23 protein-coding genes and 1 pseudogene are annotated in these 24,544 nt (G+C 55.2%); 16 read left to right on the forward strand and 8 right to left on the reverse strand.

Going from position 1 to position 24,544, the window contains the following annotated elements; all coding sequences use genetic code 11:
• Window positions 1–25 precede the first annotated feature (25 nt).
• The 8 genes from CAP48_RS02915 to CAP48_RS02950 all read left to right on the forward strand — a co-directional run bounded on the left by CAP48_RS02915 (window position 26) and on the right by CAP48_RS02950 (window position 7,477).
• A complete protein-coding gene (locus CAP48_RS02915) occupies window positions 26–898 on the forward strand; it encodes a branched-chain amino acid ABC transporter permease (protein WP_100694492.1) in 873 nt (290 codons plus the stop codon).
• Entirely contained in the window at window positions 895–1,890 is a 996-nt protein-coding gene (locus CAP48_RS02920) for a branched-chain amino acid ABC transporter permease (protein WP_100694493.1), read from the forward strand. The genes CAP48_RS02915 and CAP48_RS02920 overlap by 4 nt, the downstream gene beginning before the upstream one ends.
• The gene (locus CAP48_RS02925; protein ID WP_100694494.1) at window positions 1,887–2,696 is read left to right on the forward strand and encodes an ABC transporter ATP-binding protein; all 810 of its coding nucleotides are present in this window, start codon (window positions 1,887–1,889) and stop codon (window positions 2,694–2,696) included. Before CAP48_RS02920 ends, CAP48_RS02925 begins: the two co-directional genes overlap by 4 nt.
• A gap of 29 nt (window positions 2,697–2,725) precedes the next feature.
• Window positions 2,726–3,460: an ABC transporter ATP-binding protein gene (locus CAP48_RS02930; protein ID WP_197707237.1), complete on the forward strand. Its 735-nt coding sequence runs from the start codon at window positions 2,726–2,728 to the stop codon at window positions 3,458–3,460.
• Between the two features lie 110 nt (window positions 3,461–3,570).
• Window positions 3,571–4,800, forward strand: a complete 1,230-nt coding sequence (locus tag CAP48_RS02935) for an FAD-dependent monooxygenase (RefSeq protein WP_100694496.1) — start codon at window positions 3,571–3,573, stop codon at window positions 4,798–4,800.
• Between the two features lie 119 nt (window positions 4,801–4,919).
• On the forward strand, window positions 4,920–5,750 hold the full coding sequence (locus CAP48_RS02940; protein ID WP_100694497.1) for an alpha/beta fold hydrolase: 831 nt from the start codon (window positions 4,920–4,922) through the stop codon (window positions 5,748–5,750).
• Window positions 5,751–5,786: 36 nt separating this feature from the next.
• On the forward strand, window positions 5,787–6,848 hold the full coding sequence (locus CAP48_RS02945) for a 2,5-dihydroxypyridine 5,6-dioxygenase (RefSeq protein ID WP_100694498.1): 1,062 nt from the start codon (window positions 5,787–5,789) through the stop codon (window positions 6,846–6,848).
• A complete protein-coding gene (locus CAP48_RS02950) occupies window positions 6,845–7,477 on the forward strand; it encodes an N-carbamoylsarcosine amidohydrolase (protein WP_100694499.1) in 633 nt (210 codons plus the stop codon). Before CAP48_RS02945 ends, CAP48_RS02950 begins: the two co-directional genes overlap by 4 nt.
• A 65-nt stretch (window positions 7,478–7,542) precedes the next feature.
• On the opposite strand, the gene CAP48_RS02955 is transcribed toward CAP48_RS02950, so the two are convergent.
• Entirely contained in the window at window positions 7,543–8,235 is a 693-nt protein-coding gene (locus CAP48_RS02955) for a TetR/AcrR family transcriptional regulator (protein WP_100694500.1), read from the reverse strand.
• 383 nt (window positions 8,236–8,618) lie between these two features.
• On the opposite strand from CAP48_RS02955, the gene CAP48_RS02960 reads away from it, so the two are divergent.
• Window positions 8,619–9,443, forward strand: coding sequence for an SDR family oxidoreductase (locus CAP48_RS02960; protein ID WP_100694501.1), 825 nt, complete (start codon window positions 8,619–8,621; stop codon window positions 9,441–9,443).
• 118 nt (window positions 9,444–9,561) lie between these two features.
• On the opposite strand, the gene CAP48_RS02965 is transcribed toward CAP48_RS02960, so the two are convergent.
• The 3 genes and pseudogenes from CAP48_RS02965 to CAP48_RS02975 all read right to left on the reverse strand — a co-directional run.
• On the reverse strand, window positions 9,562–10,371 hold the full coding sequence (locus CAP48_RS02965) for a substrate-binding domain-containing protein (RefSeq protein WP_100694502.1): 810 nt from the start codon (window positions 10,369–10,371) through the stop codon (window positions 9,562–9,564).
• A gap of 356 nt (window positions 10,372–10,727) precedes the next feature.
• A complete protein-coding gene (locus CAP48_RS02970; RefSeq protein ID WP_100694503.1) occupies window positions 10,728–12,425 on the reverse strand; it encodes an L-lactate permease in 1,698 nt (565 codons plus the stop codon).
• Window positions 12,426–12,683: 258 nt separating this feature from the next.
• Window positions 12,684–12,779, reverse strand: a pseudogene (locus CAP48_RS02975) (DUF1348 family protein); the annotation flags it as partial.
• A 76-nt stretch (window positions 12,780–12,855) separates the two neighbouring features.
• Between CAP48_RS02975 and CAP48_RS20180 the strand changes: the two are divergent.
• Window positions 12,856–13,005, forward strand: a complete 150-nt coding sequence (locus CAP48_RS20180; RefSeq protein WP_161495184.1) for a hypothetical protein — start codon at window positions 12,856–12,858, stop codon at window positions 13,003–13,005.
• Window positions 13,006–13,697: 692 nt separating this feature from the next.
• Here the strand turns inward: CAP48_RS20180 and CAP48_RS02980 are convergent.
• Together CAP48_RS02980 and CAP48_RS02985 are read right to left on the reverse strand one after the other, a co-directional pair.
• A complete protein-coding gene (locus CAP48_RS02980) occupies window positions 13,698–14,021 on the reverse strand; it encodes an EthD family reductase (RefSeq protein WP_100694504.1) in 324 nt (107 codons plus the stop codon).
• A 136-nt stretch (window positions 14,022–14,157) separates the two neighbouring features.
• Entirely contained in the window at window positions 14,158–14,397 is a 240-nt protein-coding gene (locus CAP48_RS02985; RefSeq protein ID WP_100694505.1) for a hypothetical protein, read from the reverse strand.
• Window positions 14,398–14,641: 244 nt separating this feature from the next.
• Here CAP48_RS02985 and CAP48_RS02990 point away from each other — a divergent pair, with 244 nt between their 5' ends.
• The 4 genes from CAP48_RS02990 (at window position 14,642) to CAP48_RS03005 (ending at window position 19,742) form a co-directional block, all read left to right on the forward strand.
• Complete coding sequence (locus CAP48_RS02990) at window positions 14,642–15,958, forward strand: ABC transporter substrate-binding protein (RefSeq protein WP_100694506.1); 1,317 nt, start codon at window positions 14,642–14,644, stop codon at window positions 15,956–15,958.
• Between the two features lie 82 nt (window positions 15,959–16,040).
• Window positions 16,041–17,732 (forward strand): iron ABC transporter permease, encoded by a 1,692-nt coding sequence (locus tag CAP48_RS02995; RefSeq protein ID WP_100694717.1) that lies wholly within the window; start codon window positions 16,041–16,043, stop codon window positions 17,730–17,732.
• A gap of 4 nt (window positions 17,733–17,736) precedes the next feature.
• On the forward strand, window positions 17,737–18,822 hold the full coding sequence (locus CAP48_RS03000) for an ABC transporter ATP-binding protein (RefSeq protein ID WP_100694507.1): 1,086 nt from the start codon (window positions 17,737–17,739) through the stop codon (window positions 18,820–18,822).
• Between the two features lie 5 nt (window positions 18,823–18,827).
• Entirely contained in the window at window positions 18,828–19,742 is a 915-nt protein-coding gene (locus CAP48_RS03005) for a LysR family transcriptional regulator (protein ID WP_100694508.1), read from the forward strand.
• A gap of 11 nt (window positions 19,743–19,753) precedes the next feature.
• On the opposite strand, the gene CAP48_RS03010 is transcribed toward CAP48_RS03005, so the two are convergent.
• Window positions 19,754–20,983, reverse strand: coding sequence for an MFS transporter (locus tag CAP48_RS03010; RefSeq protein ID WP_242444300.1), 1,230 nt, complete (start codon window positions 20,981–20,983; stop codon window positions 19,754–19,756).
• Window positions 20,984–21,072: 89 nt separating this feature from the next.
• On the opposite strand from CAP48_RS03010, the gene CAP48_RS03015 reads away from it, so the two are divergent.
• Window positions 21,073–21,864 carry a helix-turn-helix domain-containing protein gene (locus CAP48_RS03015; RefSeq protein ID WP_242444301.1) on the forward strand — a complete coding sequence of 264 codons (792 nt, stop codon included), beginning with the start codon at window positions 21,073–21,075 and terminating at the stop codon, window positions 21,862–21,864.
• Window positions 21,865–21,892: 28 nt separating this feature from the next.
• On the opposite strand, the gene CAP48_RS03020 is transcribed toward CAP48_RS03015, so the two are convergent.
• Window positions 21,893–22,540, reverse strand: coding sequence for a TetR/AcrR family transcriptional regulator (locus CAP48_RS03020; RefSeq protein ID WP_100694510.1), 648 nt, complete (start codon window positions 22,538–22,540; stop codon window positions 21,893–21,895).
• Between the two features lie 249 nt (window positions 22,541–22,789).
• On the opposite strand from CAP48_RS03020, the gene CAP48_RS03025 reads away from it, so the two are divergent.
• Window positions 22,790–24,166: a VOC family protein gene (locus CAP48_RS03025; RefSeq protein WP_100694511.1), complete on the forward strand. Its 1,377-nt coding sequence runs from the start codon at window positions 22,790–22,792 to the stop codon at window positions 24,164–24,166.
• Window positions 24,167–24,544: the final 378 nt, after the last annotated feature.

The raw sequence follows: 24,544 nt of genomic DNA on the forward strand, positions 1-24,544 counted from the left end.
TCGGATCACGAAATAAGGAATCGGTATGGAGTTATTACCGCAATATATTGCCAACGGGCTGGTCATTGGGTCTTTTTATGCACTGTCGGCGTTGGGCCTGACATTGATATTGGGGTTGATGCGCGTTGTCAATTTCGCGCATGGCGAGCTGTACATGGTGGGCGGCGTCATGGGATGGTGGGCCACCACGCGGCTGGGGCTTGATTTCTTTTCCGGGCTGCTGCTGGTTGCAGTGGTACTGGGCACGTTTGGCTGGCTGATTGATCGGTTTCTGATTGAACGGATCCGCGATCAGGGCGAAGAGCCCGGAATCCTGCTCACTATCGGGCTTTCGATATTCCTGGCCAATACCGCTTTACTGCTGGTTGGTACCGCGCCGCTGAAAATTGAATCGGCGGTGGCAGGCGGGCCGCTATTTCTGGGGCCGATTGTGCTGACCAAGGCCCGGATGTTTGCCGTCGGGGTCAGTATCGTGTTGATGGTCGTCACGTATCTTGTCATCCAGAAAACGCGGCTGGGTCGTGCGATGCGCGCAACGTTCCAGGATCCGATGGCGGCAAAACTGGTTGGTATCCGAACTGCCAATATCTATGCAGGCACTTTTGCTATGGGCACAGTAATCGCATCCATGGCGGGCATGTTGCTAGGATCAATTTATTCGACCCAGGTCTCCATTGGCGGACTGGTCAGTATGAAGGCGTTTGTGGTTGTTGTTCTAGGCGGAATGGGCAGCTTTGCCGGCGCGATTGTTGGCGGATTGTTGCTTGGTCTGGCCGAAGCGCTGTGGGGTGGCTATGTTGCTACCGGCTGGGTGGATATTATTGGTTTTATTCTTGTGATTCTGACCCTGCTGTTTCGCCCTTACGGATTGTTTGTTAAACGCGCGGAGAGAGCATGACTATTCAACGCAATTGCCTGGCGGCATTCATGCTGCTGGCGGCAGTACTGCCATTTATCGTACATGACCAGTATATTCTGCATGTGGCTATTATTGTGATGTTCTATGCAGTTCTGGCCACAAGCCTCAATCTCGTGGTCGGCTATGTCGGTGAGTTTTCCCTTGGGCACACGGCCTTTTTGGGGACCGGCGCCTATGCGGCTGCGTTGCTATCGACCCAGGCCGGCTGGCCCCTGTGGGCAACGATTCCGGCAGCCGGGCTGTGCGCGGCGATTATGGGAACGATCATTGGTGCGATCACATTGCGATTGCACGGTCCGTTTTTCGTCATTATCACCTTGTCATTCTCGGAAGTGCTGCGTCTGATCGCCAATAACTGGGTCGCCGTCACCAAAGGGCCCATGGGAATTGCCGGAATCCCTCAGCCGGCGTTCCTGGCGCAGATCGACAATTTGGCGGGCAAACACTTTTATTATGGCGTTGCTTGGCTGCTGTTGGCCATTGCCCTTTACCTGGCATATCGCTTTGTGAACTCCAATGCCGGTCGTGCTGCCGTGGCGGTCCGCGAGAACCGGTACGTTGCGCAGTCTATCGGCATTCGTCCGCTGAACTATTCCATGATGGCGCTGGTGCTGGGTGCGTTCCTGAGCGGCACTGCTGGCGGATTTTACGCTCATTACATCTCATTTGTCGGGCCGGAAATGTTCCGTTTCGCGTTCATGGTCACCATGATCACGATGGTGCTCATCGGTGGCAAGGGCACGCTGATCGGGCCCCTGGTTGGCGCCTTGCTGGTCACATTCCTTGAAGAGTATCTGAGAGAGGCGCAGGAATTGCGATTGTCATTGTTCGGCCTGATCGTTATTGCAATTGTGCTGTTCTTGCCCAAGGGCATCATGGGGTTTGTTACCCATCGTCGCGAAAAGCGCGAACAGAACCACGCAACGTCAGTAGGCGCGCCTATCGGCGGGACAAAAAGGAGGTCGGCATGATGAACACGCAGGCGCAAAATGCGCAGGCCAGTGGCGCACTGCAAGTTAACGGGCTATGCAAGTCATTCGGCGGCATACATGCTGTCAGAGACATCAGTTTCAATGTAAAACGCGGAGAGATTGTCGGGCTGATCGGGCCTAACGGTGCGGGAAAGACGACATGCTTCAATCTGATTACGGGTTTCTATGCGCCTTCCTCGGGCACGGTTCATTTCGATGAACAGGAGGTGACCGGCGAAAAACCGTATAGCATGGCGCGGCGCGGCATCGTGCGCAGTTTTCAGAAAACCAATATCCTCAAAACGCTCTCGGTCTTTGAAAATGTGCTGACCGGTCATTACATGGAGGCACGCCAGCCGATATGGAAAACGTTTTTCCCGACTGCGAAGGTTCGGCAGACCGAAGCTGACATCCGAGATAGCGCTGCACGTATTGTCAACACCATCGGCTTGGGCAGGCATATGAATGTGCCGGCAGCCCAGCTGTCTTGCGGCGACTTGCGTTTGCTGGAAGTGGCGCTGGCCCTGGCGGCAAAGCCCAGAATCCTGATGCTGGACGAGCCTGCAGCCGGACTCAATAGCCATGAGGCCCGCGAGTTTGGCGAGGTACTCAGAAAACTGGTGGGTGATCTGGTCGAGTCCATTTTGCTGGTCGAGCACAATATGGGCCTGGTCATGAGCGTTTCTGATCGGGTCGTTGTCATGCATTTCGGTCAGAAGCTGGCCGAGGGAACGCCAGAGCAGGTGCAAAAAAACGCCAAAGTGGTGGAAGCCTATCTGGGAACAAGCGCCAAGGAGCAATCATGAATGCAATAGCATTGGAACAAGACACTTCAATGGATAGCCACAGCGCGCCGGCAACGCCGATACTTGAGATCAAAGACCTGCATGTCAGCTATGGCAAAACCCAGGCACTGCATGGCGTGAATCTGACCGTTAAGCAGGGCGAAGTGATTGCCTTGATCGGCGCCAATGGCGCCGGAAAAAGTACAACGCTGCGCGCCATTTCCGGGCTGCTCAAGCCGACCCAAGGGCAGATTATTTATCAGGGGAATTCCATCGCCGGCGTCGCGGCCGATCGCATCGTGGCCCAGGGTATCGCTCAGTCGCCGGAGGAACGCCATATTTGGCCGACCATGACGGTGTACGAGAACCTGACTTTGGGCGCGTACCTTTGCAAGAAAGAATCAGAAGTGGAGCGGCGCGTGACGCTGGTGTATCACCGGTTCCCGCGCCTGAAGGAAAGGCATCGCCAACTGGCCGGAACGCTTAGCGGTGGCGAACAGCAAATGCTGGCTATCGGCCGCGCGCTGATGTCGGAACCTTCACTATTGCTGCTGGATGAGCCCAGTCTCGGGCTGAGCCCGCGAATGGCTGAGGAAGTATTTGAGTTTGTCCGCGAAATTAATGCGCATGGGGTCACCGTTATGCTGGTTGAACAGAATGTTTATAACGCGCTGTCGGTCTCTACAAGGGCTTATGTTTATGAAACCGGCAAAGTGGTTGCAGAACGGGAGGCCGCGGGCCTGCTGGATGATCCCGAGCTGCTGAGCGCCTATCTTGGGGCCTGACAGGCACGACTTGCGGAGACTATCTCCGTATATTCGTGAATTAATTAAATGGTTATTTAATAAATGGTATGTGCTGATCAGCATATGTGATTGAAACTGGAGTGAAATACATGTCGAAAACTTTGAAAGTAGGAATCATCGGAGGCGGTATCGGCGGCGCCGCGTTGGCAAGGGCGTTGCAATTGCACGGAATAAACGCCTATGTTTTTGAAAAGGCGCCGGCATTTGGTGAAATTGGGGCCGGTGTACAGATGACGCCCAACGCGGTCAAAGTGCTCAGGGCATTGGGACTACAGAACGATCTTGATCGAATCGGCTTTTTGCCCAAGGCGATGGTAGGCCGCAACTGGGACGATGCGCGCGAATTATTCCGTACCCCATTACAACAGATATGCCGTGACAATTTCGGCGCCGACTTTCATCATGTTCATCGCGCGGACCTGCATGCCATCCTGTGCAAGGACATTCCGACAGACCAGGTCAGATTCAACACGATTTGCACAGGCATCACGCAAGACGCCGATTCGGCCACGGCGCATTTTGATGATGGCTCAAGCTTTGAGGCCGATATTATCGTCGGGGCGGACGGCATTCATTCGGCCGTGCGCGATTCACTCTGGGGCAAAGACCAGGCCAGCTTCACAGGCCATATGTGCTGGCGCGCCCTGGTGCCGGTAGAGCAGCACCCACTGCCTTTCGTGAGCCCGGACGCGTCGTTCTGGTTTGGCCCCAAGGCGCATATTGTGACCTACTACGTCAAGGGTGGCGCCGCTGTCAATATCGTCGCAGTCAATGAAAGTGCAGACTGGGTCGCGGAATCGTGGACTGAACCCAGTACCCGTGAAGAACTGCTGGCCGCCTATGAAGGCTGGCATCAGGACATTATCGACCTGCTTGAGCGTACCGATCCGGACCAGACATTCAAATGGGGGCTGTTCGATCGTGATCCCATGGCGCAGTGGGCAAAAGGCCGCGCCACCCTGCTGGGAGACGCCGCGCACCCCATGCTGCCTTTCCTCTCGCAGGGCGCGGCCATGGCACTGGAAGATGCGTTTGTGCTGGCCGAAATGATCGCCCATTTCCCGACGGACCACGAAGCGGCCCTGCGATGCTATGAGGCTGAGCGGCTTGCGCGTACCGCGCGGGTGCAGCTTGAGGCGCGCGAGCGTGGTCGTACCTATCATCTGTCTACGCCCGAAGAGCAGCGTGCGCGTGATGAAGCGCTCAGGAAGCAGCAGGCAGAAAATCCCAATGCGGTCGGCATCAAGGCCGAGTGGGTTTATGAATACGATGCCACCCGTTGTAAAGAGCGTATCGGTGCGGAGGAACCGGTTGCCTGAGCCAGTGTTGAGTTGTCCCGTATGCCCGGCGATCGACATGGGCAGGAATAACAATGCAGCAATGGCAGCGTTGACGCCGGTCATCCTGTGCCGGCAATGACTATTAGGAAACGAATTCGATGACAAATACTTATCTTTATGGCGCCAATGTCTGGGCCAATGACATCCGGCAGCATTATCTGCGTTTTGGCGGTCAGTCCGACGGCCGGGATGCGCGCGACCCGGTAATCGTGATTCCGGGTATTACCAGCCCGGTAGAAACGTGGCGGTTTGTCGCAGAGCGCCTGGGGCGTCACTTTGATACCTACGTGCTGGATGCACGCGGCCGGGGCCTGAGCCAGGCCACGGATGATCTGGACTACAGCCTGGACGCAATGGCGGCAGACGTGATTGCATTTGTGAAGGCCCTAAGCCTGCCATCTTGTTCGATTGTGGGCCATTCCATGGGAGGCCGCATCGGCATACGCGTCGCCGGGCAGCGGCCTGCAGGCATCAAGCGTCTGGTCGCCGTGGACCCACCTGTCTCGGGCCCTGGTCGGCGACCGTATCCGGCAAAGCTTGAATGGTATGTGGACTCAATCAGGCAGGCTCAGCGCGGAATAAGTGTTGAACAGATGCGCCAATATTGCCCGACCTGGACCGAAGAGCAATTGCGGCTACGGGCGCAGTGGCTGCATACCTGCAACGAGCGCGCCATTACGGAAAGTTTTCACGCATTCCAGACCGATGATATTCATGCAGACTTTGCCCGTATTGACGTTCCCGTCCTGTTGATGGCTGCAGAACGCGGCGATGTCATTCGTGATTCAGATATGAACGAGTTGCTTCAGTTGCTGCCCTCAATGCAACACGTGCGCGTAAAAGATGCAGGGCACATGATTCCTTGGGATAACGAACCGGGGTTCTATCAGGCCTTCGGGGATTTTCTGGGACGTCCTCTGGACGAGTGAAAAACGGAATTTATACGACAGATACTGGGAGGTATTATGGCTGTCCGCGATACAGATTTGATCCAAGCCTGGATCAATGTACTGAAATTGTCAAAACTTGCAAAAGGAGATGCGGTCACCGTGCTGACCAGTGATCACACCCATCCGCAGACGCTGCGTTGCGCCATTACTGCGGCGACCATGCTGGGGGCGGTGGTCAGTCGCCTGGATCTGCCGCCGGTGAATGCAGAAAAATCATTAAGCCGCGATCCACTGGCCTATCTTGGCACGACTCCGCTCACCGGCAATCGCCCGGCAATCGCCGCGCTCAAGGCCAGTGATCTGGTCCTGGACCTGATGACATTGCTTTTTTCTCCCGAGCAGCATGAGATTTTGCAAGGGGGCGGAAAAATCCTGCTGGCTGTGGAGCCGCCAGAGGTGCTTTTACGAATGGTGCCCACGCAAGAAGATCATGTGCGTACCCAGGCAGCTGCAGCGCTTCTGAAACAGGCCCGCCAAATGCGGGTGACTTCTGCAGCCGGAACTGATTTGCGCTGTCCGCTGGGGCAGTATCCCTGCGTGTCGGAATATGGCTTCGTCGATGAGCCGGGTCGCTGGGACCATTGGCCTAGCGGCTTTACCTTCACCTGGCCCAATGAAGGAGAAACGCAAGGCACGATCGTGCTGTCAAAAGGCGATATTCTGTTGCCCATGAAGTCCTATGTCGGCGAGACCATTACCTTGACGGTGAAAAACGGCTTTGTGACAGATATCAGCGGCGGGGTCGAAGCACAAATGCTATCGGAGTACATTGAATCCTTTGACGACCCGGAAGCCTACGCAATTTCGCATATCGGCTGGGGTTTGCAGAAACGCGCCTACTGGTCTACGCTGGGCCTGTACGACAGGGAAGCAACGATAGGCATGGATGCACGCGCGGTCAGCGGCAACTTCCTGTTTTCACTGGGCCCGAACAATGAAGCGGGCGGCAGTCGAACCACGGCGTGTCATATCGATGTGCCGATGAGGCGATGCGACGTCTACCTGGACGATTTGCAGGTGGTTGCCGATGGCAAAGTGGTTGAATCCACGTTATTGCAATCTGAGGCAGTATCATGAGTGAGAACCAGGTCTTTGAACGACAGGGCTTTGGCGCAGAAATGGAATTGGCCCCGCCTTTCGGATTGCTTATCATCGACTTTGTGAATGGTTTTGCCGACCCCGATATTTTTGGCGGCGGCAATATCACAAGTGCAATTGAGTCCACACGACCGCTTCTGCAGCAAGCAAGGGAAAGTGGCTGGCCGGTGGCCCATAGCCGCATCGTGTTTGCGGATGACGGTGCCGATCATAATATTTTCAGCAGAAAAGTGCCCGGCATGCTGACGCTAAAAGAGCATAGTCACGCCAGTGCAATTGTGCCGGAACTGGAACCTGCGCCAGGCGAATTGGTCGTACGCAAGACGGTGCCATCGGCGTTCTTTGGTACAACGCTGGCGGCGTGGCTTACGCAGCACGGGGTCAGCACATTGCTGGTGGCCGGTTGCGTAACCAGTGGCTGCGTGCGTGCCAGTGTCGTGGACGCGATGTCGCTGGGTTTTACGCCACTGGTGGTGTCCGACTGCGTGGGCGACCGGGCGATCGGCCCGCACGATGCCAGTTTGTTTGACATGCAGCAGAAGTACGCGATGATTATGGACAGACAGGCTGCGCTGGACTTTTGTCGTTCGGCCATGTCACCCGATTAAGGCACAAACCAACGCTCGCAGCGAGCCTGCGCCGGGAATGAAAGCCTGCCCGGCCGCAGGCTTTTTTATTCCGCTTCCAATCCTCCCACCATAAACCGCGTCACCTGATCAATCAACTCGTTCGTATCGTTCACATCGTAGCGTCCTTTGGGCGCCATCTCTTCCATCCTGTGAGTGTCGGAAAACGCATATAAATAGGTGCCGATCATGAAGGTCACGCGCCAGCAGGCGTCCAGCTCACTCAGCTTTGGCAGCGCTTTTCTCAATACCGCCACATAGCGCTGAGTAGAGCCGCCGTAGGCCTCGGACCGCAGCGAGTACGAAATTTCCGAGGGCTCGGTATGCAAACGTGCCTGAAGCCTAAGAAAGGCGCGACCCTGATACGTATCACGCAGGGACAGGACCGGCTCAAGGAAGGTTCTGACGATATCGCTCACTTGAGGGGTCTTCTGCCGCTCCAGTGCTTCCAGGCGCTCTACGCGTTCGCGGGACACCATTTCGCCTCTGCGCAAAAAGACCGCCTGGAAGAGCCCGAATTTTGAGCCGAAGTAATAGCTGATCAACGCCTGGGTCACATTTGCCTGATCGGCAATCTCGCGCAAGGCGGTGCCCGCATAACCTTTATCTGAAAAAATGACTTCGGCGGCATCCAGAATTTCGTCGCGCACAACGCTGGCTCCTTCGGGACGGCCGGGACCATTGATTTTCCGAGCTCGTCTTACGGACGTTTTTCTTGCAAGCTGCTCTGTTTTTTTCATAATTGATCGATTAATTAAATATTGGTTTATATCTGTTCTTCGCGCCTTGGCTCGCCAGCGAGCTCATGCACCATAAAATATCATAAATTGTCCGACGTGAATACACATCGGGCAAATGCGCACCGCTCGCGTGCGCGTTCGGTTGCATTACGACGACAGCAAAGCGGACGCATGCCGGCTGAAATATCCCGTCTTCTGTTGTTATGAGCGGCGTGTAGGCCCGTCTTTACGGCAGCGTGTATACCCGCCTTTATCGTAGGTGCGACAACACGGACGACATATTTCGTTTATGATTTCCCCATGGTGTGCACATCTGTCGCTTTTGCCTTGTGCACGGCAAAGTAATGTAAACATTATCGCAATAGCATCAAAAGGAAGCAGGTATGAATCTGGAAATAGCGGGCAAGTGGGCCCTGGTTTGTGGTGCCAGCAAAGGGTTAGGATTTGGCTGTGCCAAAGCACTGGTCGATAATGGCGTCAATGTTGTGATTAATGCAAGGCGCGCCGAGGTGCTGGAGCAAGCCGCCGGTGAGCTGACCAATTTGGCCGAGACCGCTGCCAAACGTGATGGATTCACTGCAGCCAGGGTTATTGCGGTTGCCTGCGATATCACGACGCCCGAGGGGCGCGAGGCGGTATTCAGTGCAGCCGGCGGGCCTGGGAAGGATTTTGATATTGTGTTAACCAATGCGGGTGGCCCGCCCCCTGGCGATTTTCGCCAATGGGATCGGGATGCCTGGATAAAAGCGATTGACGCGAATATGCTGACTCCGATAGAGCTTATCAAGGCAACCGTTGACGGTATGGCAACACGGGGCTTCGGGCGTATCGTCAATATCACCTCTAGTGCAGTCAAGGCGCCTATCGATATTCTGGGGCTATCCAATGGCGCACGATCCGGCCTCACAGGATTTGTGGCCGGTGTGGCGCGTTCCAGCATCGCAGCAAAAGGCGTGACCATAAACAATATACTGCCTGGAAAATTTGCAACCGATCGTCTGGAAGACACGTTGAAAGCAGCGGCATCTAAATCCGGCAAGGATATGGACGCCATCAGACAGTCCCAGCAAGCGGTGGTGCCGGCCAAACGGTTTGGCCATCCCGATGAGTTCGGCGCCTTGTGTGCTTTTTTATGCAGCCAGCACGCCGGTTATATCACGGGGCAGAACATGCTGATTGACGGCGGCATGTATACGGGAACGTTTTGATATTCAGCGTTGTGCACCGCTAACCGGCCATTGAGCCGGGCTGGGCCTCGTCATAGGGCAGGACCGGCCCCGCTACTGAGCGGTACCGGCTGCGCCGCTTACAACAACTGTACCGATCCTATTTTGCCGAAAACGCCGGCTCCAGCCCGTTCTTTTTTATTGTTTCTACCGCCGCCGCAGAAGTCAGATACTTAATCAGCTCGTTGGCGCCTTGCGGGTTACGTGCGTGCGTGGTCACACCGGCAGAAAAAATTGTCGCCTTCTGCAGAGCGGGTGGCAGCACGCCAACATAATCGGCCCCCTTGATCGGCAGCAGTTCGCTGACTTGTTGCAGACCGAGAGCGGCATCGCCGCGGGCCACAACCGCACCGACGCGTTCGGAAACAATGCGTTTGCTCTTTGGTTTGACCTGGGCTTGGATACCCAGTTTCTTTATCAGTTCTTTTTCATAATAGGTGCCGCTGGCGCTGGCGGAATAAGCGATGGATGGAGCGGCCAGCAGGGCGCGTTTGACTGCATCGGCGCTGCTGATATCCGGCTTGGCAGCGCCTTTTTGGACAGAAATGCCGATAAGCGAGCGAACCAGATCCACCTGGCTGTCCTTGACGACCTGTCCTTTATCGACCAGCTGATCCAGTGATTTGCGGGCCAGGATCACCATGTCTGCCGGTTCCTGTCGGTCCAGTCTGGCAGGAATGGAATCGGTCGCGCCGCCCATCGATGAACCATGGATAATATCAACCTGATAGCCCGACTGTTTTTCAAATTGCGGCGCAAGCGCTTCGACGGAAGAGGCAAAGCCGCCCGAAGAGATGACCGTGACGGTATTTTTTTGCGCGCCACCTGGCAGATGACCGCAGGCGGCGAGCGCCGCAGATAACGCAATTGCTGCTAGCACGGCACGACGGCGCGGGAAGTTTATTTGCATAATATTTTCTCCTTGGGATATTGTTAGAGCGTCACTGTTTTTATAGAGCCGACAACTGTCAGCGCGAATCCGAGTTTAATTGCAGTTGTCATAATCTCGGGTTCGATTGCATGATAATCACAAAAGAAATAAAAATTTACACGGTTGCCGTTTCTTCGTCACAGCAGGTCACCGCACGAACCACGAGGCGAGCCATTGGCAACAAAAGCCTGCCGACTGTCAGCACTGGCGCGTGTTGCGTATAGGGCTGTGTCAGATTCCGGACGCCTGCCGTTGTCTTTCATATGATCCTCATACAAATTTGGCCGCCTGGTCTTTTCAGACTCAGGCGGCCAAATCCTCGGCAAGCGGGACAGTTATTTGCTGATCAGTGGATCAGTGAAATCAAAGGTATAGAACGCCAACATGGCGATAATACCGGTGAAAACGAGATAGTAAATGGTGGGTTGAATGGTTTTGCGAAGTGTATCTCCTTCACGACCCAGCAAACCGACGGTGGCCGATGCCGCCACCACATTATGGATGGCAATCATATTGCCCGCTGCCGCCCCAACCGCTTGAACTGCAATCATCATGGCCGTCGATACGCCCAACTGCTGGGCCACATTGAACTGAAAGTCAGCCAGCATCAGGTTCGAAGCGGTGTTGGAACCGGTAATAAACGCACCAAGCGCACCCATGGCAGGTGCGAAGAAGGGATAAACGCTGCCCACGGAATTGGCGACAAATTGAGCCATGGCAACCGGCATTGAGACTAGGTCCGCTGCGTTGACGCCTGAGTTGATGAGGATTCGCACCATGGGGATGGTAAAAACCAGGACGAAGCCGGCGCCAAGAATCGTGCGGCAAGACTCGCCAACGGCAGCCTTGACATCATTGGCGCGCATGCGGTGCAGGAAAATCGTAATGATCACCACAAAAATCAGGATCCCGCCAGGCAGATACAGCGGTTCCAGCGTACCCGACACCTTGTCCTCTCCCATGATATTGCTCCATCCGAACGTCACGGAATTGAGCGCCTGTTGGATTGGCTCGACGGTGCGGGAGATCACCAGAAAGACCGCCAGAAGAACATAGGGCAGCCAGCCATTGAAGGTAGAAATTGGCTTTTTCCCGACCGTTTCTACAGGCTGAACATCAATATTACCGATCCACGATGCCGGCCACCGACTGGATTCAGGAAAGTCCCAAACCTCGCGAGGAATCAGAAAACCGCGCTTGGCAGCAGGAATGACAATCGCCAATCCGACCAGTGCGCCGATCATTGAAGGGAATTCGGGGCCAAGAAAAACACCTGCCAGCATATAGGGAACGACAAAGCAGACTCCCACGAACAGGGCAAACGGTGTAATGGCAAGGCCTTCTTTCCACGAGCGGTTTGCGCCAAAGGCCCGCACCATGATGGTGACCATGATCAGCGGCATTAATACGCCAACGATGCCATGGGTCAGCGCCACTTCCGAAGTGATCAGGCGGAAATACGTCTCCCATGAAGAGCCTTGCGCCACCAGCTGTTCGGTAATGCCGGCTTTATCGACCCCGCCCGATACGCCAACGACGATCGGGGTGCCGACTGCGCCAAACGAAACCGGCGTCGATTGAATCATCATGCCGACGACCACCGCCGCCAGCGCCGGAAAGCCAAGCACGACCATCAGCGGTGCGGCTACAGCCGCCGGCGTACCGAACCCCGAGGCGCCTTCAATAAAGCAGCCGAACAGCCATGCAACAATCAGCGCCTGTACGCGGCGATCGGGGCTGATATCCGAGAATCCCTTGCGGATCGCTGTGATGCCGCCCGAGTGTTTCAATGTATTGAGTAGAAGAATGGCGCCGAAAATAATCCACAATATGGAGGCCGTCAGGATCAGGCCCTGCAAAGCCGAAGCGACAACGCGGTTGACGCTCATTTGCCACGCAGTAAGCGCGATGACAGTGGTGACAACGAAGACGATCGGCATGACGACTTTGGCGGTCATTCTGAATCCGATCAATAGCACTCCGGCCAGTATAAGCGGCAGAAATGCGAGTAAGGCAAGCATAGTATTGCTCATTAATTGCTCCTTTTTTGCGAATCATTTTTCTGAGATGTTATCGATTTCCTGCTCCGTACACCGGATCATATCGCCACATCTTAGCTGGCGCATATGAACATGGTTGTCCCGACCATGTCCGCGTTGACGATAACGCAGCCAAATGTACTGCCATAGTAACCTGAATATATGCGAGAACTTTTGAGTGAGGCATAAAACTGACGCTGAACTTAATAGTGCCGACTGCTGCAAGGCTTACGTCGGCCGGTTCTGCAACGCAGAATTTGGTTTGCCTTCGTAGGCGAGTCGCACGGCAATGCGCTTGTCTTCTTCAAAAGTCCACAGTTCCTTGATCAGGCGATAGTCTAGTTCTCTGACTCATTGAGCAGATATTGGCGCGCCAGTAAATGGGAAATGGCGCATTTATATGCCGGTTCGAGGCGGTGCCGCCTTGATTCGTATCAATAACAAAGGCACGCGGCATGCGCGATATCGGGTTCTTGAGCTTGGTGGTTTACTTTGTACGCTTGCCTTTTTTATTGCGCCGATATGTATCGTTCTGTCAGGCGCGATCGAAGTGGGTAAACGTCTGCGTACGTGAGGCGCTCGCCGGTGGGGCGGCCAAACGGCATAGATACAAGTTGGGAAGCAGGGCGCATCGCTGATGCAATCACCAGGCCTTGTAACGGTCTGGCATCACGAAAAACGCGAGGCACCGAACAACTTGACGGTCCAGAGCAGGTCGATATCCACAGTGGCGCCGGGTTTGGTTTGATGATTGACCGCGCCGACAACGACTGCGCAGAATATCGCGAGAGTTTTGCGCGGCAAGTGTGCCGGCGTGCAAGAAAAGATGGCGGCCCCAATGGAAGGTTACCCGTGCCCGGGAATATCATTGTGCCGCCTGTCAGGGTTTTGTTTAACGTGCCACTCGCTGACTTACACACTGTTCTTCCCGGTTCCGTTAAATGACATCGTTGGGCGGTGCGATTAGGACCGGGACAAACGTGATCTAAGCGCTCTCCTGACCAGCGTCATGCTGACGTCGAAATGCTAATCAGCATGCAAAAATGCCGGGGGTCGGGCAAAGATCAGTTCAATCATAAGGGGAGCCTCGACTGTCGTGCATGAACAGAAGATTACCATTTGATCATTAATGCATTTGCGATGGCCTGCAACGCCTGGATAGCGGTCAAGCCATCGCAGCTGCAGGGCTTTCGGTCTCTGCAGGCAGGCGCCGATAGGCTTGCGGATGCTGATGCGCTTGATCCGCGCTGTGTGGTCGCAAGGCCGCTAGTTGCGCGTGTCCACGACCACTTCACTGAGCTGCAATATCGGAGCCAGGTCGGTATAGTTCGGGATGTCACCCAGAATCTCGGCGGCGTGCGGCCCGAATCCAGCCTGAAAGTCTTCAGCCGTGTCACAGAAAATATGACACATGCCGATATAGGTTGGGGGATCATCCGGCGTGCCGCCGGCGAGGCCCCGCTCTATCGTGTAAAACCGGCAACGGTCGCCCATGCGCTCCTTGACCAGGGGCAAATGCTTGTCACGGTAGTAATCGTGGTCAAAGCGCGCCCCGGGGGCGTTGGGATACATCACACTGACTTTAATCATTACAGCGTCTCCTCTGTTGATGGATTAATTATTTTTTGTATCTTAGCGCATAACGCCAGGCATTTTGGGGATTGTAAGAGCCCAGATGGCTTTGTTGTTTGATGCGGATCAAGGCAACAAACGCTGGTCATGCGCGTTAATGCAGGCCGACAAACTGTTCTGCTGCTTGTTGTGTCAGCTTGCGCAGCAGTCGTTCTGCCTGTTGTTCTGTGGCGCCTTCATGTCGCAGATTCCGGATGAAAACGGACAGCGAGGCATCGACCAGTTTGAGTCGTTCATGGGCGTCGGGCGCGAACTCCAGCCCGGACAGATGTTGAACGTTACCATTATCAAGACGCCGCCATCCGTTGGCTGCAAATTTGGGCAGAGTACTCATGAGCGGCTTCCTTGTATATGAAGAGGGGCACGCCTCTGTGACAGGCGGCAGACAGTTCATTGTACCCAGTTAACCGGATTGGGACAGGCGGCAGACATAAAAGAAAGCAACAAGACGCCAACAGCCGAACGTGACCAGACACTGGCAGATTTATGGTGATCATCATAAATTATGATTAGACCTGATCTGCCAATGCTTATATTGTTACGAATTCATGACAACACATAATATCAAGGAGACAATCATGAAATTGCGACAGGGCAGTCTGCTGGCCGTTTTGATGGCCGCGTCGGTTACGACATATGCCGGGACGGTTACCGTCATTACTTCGTTTCCGAAGGAGCTGACACAAGCGTATAAATCCGCATTCGAAAAAGCAAATCCTGACATCAAGCTTGAGATTCTCAATAAAAATACCGTTTCAGGGATCGCCTATGTTCGTGAAACAGCCGAGGGCCGGCGTCCCGAGGTGTTCTGGGCCAGCGCCCCGGATGCGTTTGAAGTGCTTGGCGCGGCAGGGTTGCTGGAAAAAGCATCGGACGTTGCCAATCCCGAGATCCCGGACAAAATAGGCAGCTTTCCCATCAATGATCCCAGCGGATTGTTCTATGGTCAGGCGTTGGCTGGTTACGGCATTATGTACAACACCCGGTTGTTGAAAGTCAAGAAGCTGACCCCGCCGGCGAGTTGGGATGATCTGCTCAAGCCCGAGTGGTTTGGCAATGTCGGCATGACATCGCCATCGCGTTCCGGCACCCAGCACCTGACTGTGGAAACCATTCTTCAGGGCGAGGGATGGGATAAAGGCTGGAATACGATCCTCAGGATGGCCGGCAATAGCAAAACACTGACTGACCGGTCCTTTGGCGTGCCTGATGGCGTGAACAACGGGCAGTTTGGCGCCGGGCCGGTGATTGACTTCTTTGGTCTTTCAAGCAAATTTTCGAAATTTCCGGTGGAGTTTGTCTATCCTGACGAGACGGCCATTGTGCCGGCCAATATTGCGCTGATCAAAGCGGCGAAAAATACCGAAGAAGGAAAAAAATTCATTCGTTTTGCACTCTCGGAAGAAGGACAGGCTCTGCTATTGAAACCGGAAATCTCCCGTTTACCCGTATTGCCCTATGCCAAGATGAGTGATATTCCAGACGGCTATCCCGATCCACAGGTACTGGCCGAAAAAAGTAAGGTCCATTTTGATACCGAGCTCTCCCAGCAGCGGTACTTTGTCGTGCAGTCTTTGTTCGATCAAACCATCACGTTCCGACATAAGGAACTGCAGAATGCGACCAAGGCGATTCTGGATGCGCAGAGCAAGTTGGCAGATAAACCCAGCGACAAGGGACAGGCCTTGCTGGATGAAGCCAAAAAACTGGCGTGGGCTCCTTTGATCAGCGATAAGCAGGCCGTGTCCGATTCAGTACAGAAAATCTTCCAGGGTGACAAGAAAGATTCCAGTGTGAGCCAGGCTTTATCCAAACTGCAGGGTCAGTGGAACAGTGAAGCCGAAGCCAACTATCGCAAGGCGACAGAGCTGGCCAGGCAGGCTGCCTCATCGTAAGACGCATGCTGGATTTGAACAATGAGCCATCCGGAATGCTTTCGGATGGCTGGCGGACGATGGATTTATGTCGACACATAATATGAAATTTCCCCCGGGTCTGACGCTGGTGGCGCTGGGCGTGCTCGGGTTCCTGTTGCTGTTTCTGGCCGTTCCGGTAGGAAATGTCTTTTATACGGCATTCTCCAATGCCGATGGCAGCTTCACAATGGGTCATTTTGGCTCATTCTTTCAGCAGCCTTTATTGAAAGAATCCTTCTTCAATAGTCTGTATGTTTCGGTTATGTCAGTGGTTTTTGCTTCGCTGATTGCTATTCCATTGGCGTATCTGACCGTACGCTTTCGGTTTCGTGGGGCATTGATCATCCAGACATTGGGTGTGTTGCCACTTATCATGCCGCCGTTTGTCGGTGCGGTAGCGCTGCAACTTCTGTTTGGAACGTCGGGTACCGTCAATTTGCTGTTGCAGGACTGGTTTGACGTCTCAATCCCCATCATGGATGGGCTCAATGGCGTGATTTTCGTTGAGTCCCTGCATTACTTCCCCTTCATTCTTCTGAATCTGACCGTGGCGATGCGCAATATCGACGGCGCCATGGAAGAGGCTGCGCTCAATCTGGGTTCTCGTGGCTGGCGACTGTTCCGGCGGATTATTTTCCCGCTGGCATTGCCCGGCTATGTGGCTGGCGCCTCGCTGGTATTTGTCAAGGTTTTTGACGATCTGGGCACGCCGCTGGTGCTCGGTATTACCAATATGCTGGCGCCACAGGCATATCTGCGCATCACCCAGGTGGGTATTGACGATCCGCTGGGATACGTGATCAGCGTCCTGATGATTGTTTTTTCCATCCTCGCCTTGTGGTTGTCGGCTGGTGTCCTGCGCAATAAAGATTATTCCACCCTTCAAAAGGGCGGCAGCTCGATCCAGCAGCGCAAACTGGGACGTTGGGAAAGTGTGCTGGCCTATGCCTGGATTGCACTTGTGCTATTGCTGGTGCTGTCGCCGCACATTGGTGTCCTGTTGCTTTCGTTTGCCACGGTATGGAGTTATGCGCCTTTACCTGACGGCTACACGCTGAGTCACTACGCAGAGGTCTTCAGCAATTCGAATGACATGATGGTCAATACCCTGCTGTACTGCGGCCTGGCGGCGGGGATTGATGTCATTCTCGGAACCGCGATTGCTTATCTGATTTTCAGAACACGCATCCCAGCCCGGCGCTGGCTGGACTGGCTGGCATCCGCTGCGCTCGCCGTTCCTGGCATTGTGCTGGCCATTGGTTATTTGCGCACCTTTCGTGGCGTGGAGCTTCCTGGCACCGATACGGTACTGACATCGACCTGGATTGTCATTATGCTGGCCTATTCGGTACGACGGTTGCCATATGCGCTGCGGGCCTGCGTGGCTGCCTTGCAGCAGATCAACGTGTCACTTGAAGAAGCTGCCGCGTCGGTCGGCGCAAGGCGGCACCGCATCATTCGTCGGGTCGTGGTGCCGCTGATGGCCGGAGGAATGCTGGCGGGCTTTGTGACCAGTTTTATTACTGCGGCGGTAGAATTGTCGGCAACCATCATGCTGGTCAGTCGCGATAGCGATGCGCCAATGAGCTATGGCATTTATCTGTTTATGCAGAGTGCATCCGGCAGAGGCCCCGGCGCAGCGCTGGGTGTACTTGCCATCGTGGTTGTCGCCATAGGCACCTATGCCTCGCATTTAATTGTAGAGCGTGCCTCGCGGCGTACGCGTTCGCTACATGCAATCGAACAGGAATGAAAAGATGAAGAAAGTCAGTGTTGAATGCCGGGATATCCGCTTGTCCTATGGCAATACGGAAGTACTCAAAAATATCAACATATTGATCGAACCTGGTGAGTTCTTCGCCTTGCTCGGACCTTCAGGCTCGGGCAAATCAACTTTGCTCAGGCTGATCGCCGGGTTCAATCAGCACAATGCCGGCCAGCTTCTGGTTGACGGAAAGGACATTAGTACGATTCCTCCGCACAGGCGCAATATCGGCATGGTGTTCCAGAGCTATGCGCTATGGCCGCACATGACGGTGTGGGATAACGTCGCTTTCGGTCTGGTTGAGCGTAAACTGCCAAAAGCCGAAATCCGCGAACGGGTTGAAGCTGCGCTGGCGCTGGTAAGCCTGTCCACGTTTGCAAGACGCAGGCCCAATGAATTGTCCGGGGGGCAACAGCAGCGAGTAGCCCTGGCGCGGACTATTGTGATTGAGCCACAGGTGTTGCTTCTGGACGAACCGTTGTCCAATCTGGATAAGAAACTGCGGGTACAAATGCGGCGCGAGTTGCTCTCCCTGCAGCGACGGTTGGGTATTACCACAATTTTTGTGACACATGACCAGGAGGAGGCCATGACAACCGCCGACAGAATGGCGGTGCTGGACAAAGGGGTTGTTCAACAGACAGGTAGTCCGGCGACACTGTTCGATTTTCCGGCTAACCGGTTTGTTGCCAACTTCGTGGGAACGATGAATGTGCTCGAAGGGGCCGTGCGGGCGCGCAATTACTCCGGTGTGACCCTGAGTGTCGAAGGGGTTGGCGACCTGGCGATTCCTGTCCATGACGATATCCCGGAAGGAGATCGCCTTGCTGCCAGCTTCCGGCCGCATTCAGTGCGGATTGATGCCGCCGGCGGCAATGCCGATGCACATTATCTCTGGCTGCCAGGCGTTGTTGAGGAGCGCGAGTTTCTGGGGGAGTTTGTCCGCTATGCCGTGCGGGTAGGAGAGCAGCGCGTGACCGCTGACCAGTCGCATTTTGCCGGACTAAGCCAGTTTCAGATCGGCACACCCGTAGCGCTAGGGCTGGAACCGTCCCAGATTCGTCTGCTGTCAGCCTGAGAACAATGGAGATATATCAGATTCGCGCGTTTGTGACGGTTGCCCGCCTGGGCAACCTGACCCGTGCGGCCGAGGCATTGTTCCTGACGCAGCCTGCGGTTTCCGGTCAGATCAAGGCGCTGGAGCAGGATTTGGGCGTGGCGTTGTTTGAACGCACGTCCGGCAAGCTGGTGCTTTCCAAGGCCGGGAGCCGTTTGTTTCCGACCGCTGAGCAATTGCTCAATACCAGCGTGCAACTCAAATCCCAGGCGCAACAGTTCCAGGGAGAGCTGCAAGGCGAAATGGTACTGGGCATTCCCGGAGAGCAGGCACAGTTTCTCAGGCTTGGTGAATTGGTGTCTGCGGTTGTGGGTTCGCTGCCGCTGATTGAACTCAAAACGGTCATTCAACCATCGGAAGAACTGATAGAGCAAATCCGGTCAGGCAAGCTGATGATGGCGATGGTCATCGCGACGCACCCCTTGCCGGATCTTTTCTGGATGGCGCTCAGGACGGTACGCTATCGTATTGTGATGCCCAATGAGATGGCCGAGGATCTCAGGCATGCGGGATGGAAAGAGTTGGCCCAGTTGCCTTGGCTGGATGGCAGTCCCGGCTCGCATACCCATCTGATGTTGCGTGCGCTGTTTGAGCGATATGGCCTGGCGCCCAGGATTGTGATGCAGAACGCGGACATGGCCAATGCAGACGTATTGGTGCGTGCCGGTGCGGGCTGCGCGTTGATCCGGGAGGATATTGCCATCGCCGGAGCGGGGCGCCGCGAATTTACCGTCTGGGGGCACACCCAGCTTGATGCCACGCTTGGATTTGTTGCATCACAGAACAATATTGTCGATCCGATTGTTGTAGCGCTGATTTCACTGATCCGGACTGTATGGACCGGAACGTCAGGGATGCAACCCGCCGCAGCCAAGGAGTAACCCCATGGCAATCAAGTCGGCGTTCCTGCTGGTACGGGCTTGATTTCCGTATCCGGCAACAGTGCGGCGACAATACCCAGTAGTGGCAGATAGGCGCAAACGCTATACACATAGGAAATGCTTGTGGTGTCGGCCAGATGTCCCAACGCTGCTGCACCGACGCCGCCCATGCCAAACGCGAAGCCGAAGAACAGACCGGCAATCATGCCGGTTTTACCGGGCACCAGTTCCTGGGCATAGACGACAATGGCGGAAAACGCCGATGCCAGGATCAGACCGATAACGACAATGAGGATGCCGGTCCAGAACAGATTGGCGTGCGGCAGCAACAGGGTAAAGGGGGCGACACCCAGAATGGACGCCCAAATGACCCGCTTGCGGCCGATGCGATCGCCGATCGGCCCACCTGCGATGGTGCCGACAGCGACGGCAGCAAGAAAAATGAATAAATAAAGCTGGGACGTACGTATCGACAGGGAAAATTTCTCCATCAGATAAAACGTCAGGTAGCTGCTCATGGAAGCCATGTAGAAATATTTTGAGAAAATCAGCACGCCCAGGACAGCCAGAGCCGCGATGATTTTATTGCGCGGCAGTACAATCGCGTTAGCCGAGCGTTTGGTGCGCAGGACAAGCAGACCCCGGTTGCGCTCATACCAGCGTCCGATCTGCAGCAGCACCACCATGGCCAATAGGGCGGCCAGTGAAAACCAGGCAACACTACCCTGACCACGAGGCAGGATGATCAGCGCAGCAAACAGGGGCCCCAGGGCGGAGCCAACATTACCGCCTACCTGAAACAAAGATTGCGCCAGTCCATGTTGCCCGCCCGAGGCCATGCGGGCAATGCGCGAGGATTCCGGATGAAATATCGATGATCCGGTTCCCACCAGAACGGCGGCCAGCAGCAGAAACGGAAAGGAAGGAGCGACCGACAACAGTAACAGGCCCAGCAGTGTTGAGCCCATGCCTATCGTCAGCGAATAGGGCTGCGGGTGTTTATCGGTGTAATGGCCGATAAGCGGCTGCAATAGTGACGCCGTGATCTGATAGACCAGCGTGATCAGGCCGATTTGAGCAAAACTGAGGCTGAAGTCGTCCTTGAGCATCGGATAAATGGCCAGCAGGATCGACTGGATCATGTCGTTCATCATATGGGCGACACTGATCGCGCCAAGCACCTTGAAGGCAGTGCTGTTTTCTGGCTGGGAGGGGCGTATGGCGGTGGATTCTATCGACATTGCATTCAACATATATATGACATTCGCAATCGATAAGTGTAGCCGTGCTAGAATTATTGAAAGTGCCAATTTTCGTCGAGAAAGTGACAGTGAGCGCCCAACTTCGCAGAAGTATCAACGCAGAAGATTACCAGGACATTGCCCCTGCAGTGGCAGCCATGTCCAAGGAGTTTGCCCTTGGCACGAGAACGGCCGTTCATTCGCATCGGCGTGCGCAATTGCTTTTTGCCTCGCGTGGGGTGATCCGCGTAAGCACCGACAAAGGTTACTGGCTGCTCCCGCCGCTGCGTGCCTTGTGGGTCCCGCCCAATGTCCCGCACACCACTATGGCTGTGTCCCATGTGGATATGCGTACCCTTTATGTTGACGCGAACGCCGCACGTGCGTTGTGGGCCGATTGCCAGGTCATCGAGGTCAGCAATCTTATGCGCGAGTTGATTCTGAGCCTGACCGCGGAGCCGGTCATTTATTCGCAGAACGAACGGGGCGGCCGAATTGCCGCGCTGATTCTGTCGGAACTGCCGTCAGCGCAAACGGTGGCTACCCGGATTCCGTGGCCCAGGGACCGTCGGCTGATATCGATCTGTACCGCTATCATGGATCAGCCCGGGCTGAATCGCCCGCTTGGGGCATGGGCTGATGCGGTCGGCGCCAGCGAGCGTACGCTGATACGATTATTTCAGTCGGAATTGGGAATGAATTACCGCCAGTGGCTGCAGCAGGTCAGGCTGGCCGACGCCGTATGCAGGCTATCGATGGGGCAGTCTATTGCGACAATTGCACGGGAGCTGGGCTATCACAGTCCAAGCGCGTTCAGTGCCATGTTCCGTCGGGCGCTTGGCATCCCGCCCAATATCTATCTGCAAACCGCCCGGGCGTAACTGGTGCGGTCGTCCGCTATCACAGTCGTTATTGCGGGGGAGTGGGGCAGCGTTGTGATTCCAGTTCATCCAGCGATTGTTCGCGCAGCGTCTGTGGAAATGCCTCGGTCATGGTTTGCAGAGCGCTGAAAATGCGCTCCCAGCCTTCTTCCGTTCTTATAGGGACGCCCAGGAAGCGGCTTTCGGTCTTGGCGCGTAGCATCAAATAAAGCACACCGGCAAGCATGATGCTCACGGTCGCAGGCATATCAATTTGCGGCGCTAGGCCATCGACGCGATCGATGAAAGCACGGGCCGCCTTTTCCCGTCGCTGGGCAAGCTTTGACGTGACCTCATTGAGTTCCACCAGTTCCCAGCGGCGAACTTCGCGCAAGGTGTCGTTGCCGGCCAGCGCATCCACCTGGGCCCGCAACATGGACAGCACAAGCTGTTGAGGCGTCTGGGCACTGGATTCGTCGTTTCCCAGCATGCCGCTATGGCCGGTCCAGAAATCCTGCTCCTGCATCCATGTCAAGAGCAGTCCGTCCAGGCCGTTGAAGTAGCGATAAATCAGTTCTTTGCTCACACCTGCGCGGCGCGCGATGGCGTTGACCCCAATGCCTCCCATGCCGGCTTCGCGGATTTGCGCTTCCAGAGCCTGGAGAATCTGCTGTTCTGTTTGCTGACGACGGGACATAAAAATCCAGAGTGTATGAAAACTGCATCAGTGATGCCGATAACCCATTCTACAAGAGAAAAACAGTACCGGCCGGCAGTTTGATTGGGCTATACTAAAAAGTGACTTTATGGTCACATTTTGCATGTTCTCATGCGGCCCATCCGGCCCCATCCGAAAAATCCCGAACAACCTATTTCATGGCCCGGATAGGGTTGATATCCCTGTTTTTATATTTGTCCCAACTGAAATTGAAAGAGTACACCTGTTATGGAAAATAATCGTTTCGTCTCTACCGACGAAATCCGCACCCGATTTTCAACGGCCATGTCCGATATGTACGGCCTGGAAGTGCCGCTTTATCGCGATCTGCTTGAGCTGGTCGCCGACGTGAATGCGCAGACGCTTGGGGCCGATCCGCAATTGCAGACGCAATTGAATGAGTCGGGTGAAATCCAGCGCCTGAACCTGGAGCGACATGGCGCGATTCGTCTGGGCACGGCCGCCGAGCTGGCTGGCATTCGACGGGTTTTTTCCGTCATGGGGCTGTACCCCGTTGGTTATTACGATCTGTCGGTGGCCGGAGTGCCGGTTCATGCGACAGCTTTTCGGCCTCTGAGTGACGCGTCGCTGGCTGCCAATCCATTTCGTGTATTCACGTCTTTGCTGCGCCTGGAGTTGATTGATGATGAAGCCCTGCGCGCCAAGGCCGCCGAGATTTTACAGAAGCGTTCCATTTTTGGTCCTCGTGTGCTGCAGCTTACAGAACAGTTTGAAACTGAAGGTGGGTTAAACACGACTGACGCTGACGAGTTCGTAAGAGAAGCGACTGATATCTTCCGCTGGCACAGCGAGGCAACGGTCAGTATTGAAACCTACAATCAGCTGTTGGCCGCTCACCGGTTGATTGCAGATGTGGTTTGCTTCAAGGGTCCGCATATCAATCACCTGACGCCACGCACGCTGGAGATTGACGCGGCTCAAAAGGAAATGGTCCGTCGTAATATTCCGGCCAAAGAATCGATAGAGGGGCCGCCAGGCCGTCGTCACCCGATCCTGTTGCGCCAGACCAGCTTTAAGGCGCTGCAGGAAAATGTGACGTTTGGTTCCGGGGCGCAGAAGGCGGTTGGCGCCCATACGGCGCGCTTTGGCGAAATTGAACAGCGAGGACTGGCGCTGACGCCTAAGGGACGCGAGCTGTATGACCAGTTGCTGTTGCGTGCTCGGCAGTCAGGGCAGCAGGGAGGCGACACGTATGAGCAGCGGCTGGAAAGCGCGTTCAGCGAGTTTCCTGATGACCTGCCGACGATCCGCAAAAACGGTCTGGGCTATTTCCGCTACAGTCTGACACAAAAAGGACTTACCGCCGCACAAGCCCTGGCGGGCACCACCGGTGATATCAATGCCTTGATCGACGGTGGCCTTGTGCATGCCGAACCCATTATTTACGAAGATTTTCTGCCCGTCAGTGCCGCCGGTATTTTCCAGTCCAATCTGGGCGGCGATGATCAGAAGAGCTACAAGGCCAGTGCGGCCCGTGCGGCATTTGAAGAAGCGCTGGGTGCCGCAGTCAACGATGAATTTGCCTTGTACGAACAAGCCCAGCAGCGGTCGCTGGATGCCATTGCGCGGCACTTGCAAAAATAAGCGGGACAGTTCGCCGGTCATGATGTTCTGACCGCCCGCCCGGCCAGGCAGCGCTGCGTGACCGTTGCCTGGCCGGGCTGCGAGACATCCGGCGGCTTCAACCCGGCGGCCCCGTGCTGATATGGTTCCCCTCGATGGACCTCGCTTGTACGCAATTGACAATAAAATAAGGATGAACAAGAATACATCTTATTAGCAGTTATGCTACAATTTTCTGTTGTCAAATCAATCATTTCGTTACCATCGGGCAGCCTGCCCTGGGCGCCGCTGACGTACTCGTGTCAGTTGCAGCATTAATGCAGGTAGCGCGTACCCTGCTGGCGCGGGTTTTATACGGTATATCTGTGCCGTGTTGCAGCACCGCCATGCGCTGTTGGG

The organism is Advenella sp. S44 (assembly GCF_002810445.1).
Taxonomy (GTDB): Bacteria; Pseudomonadota; Gammaproteobacteria; order Burkholderiales; family Burkholderiaceae_B; genus Advenella.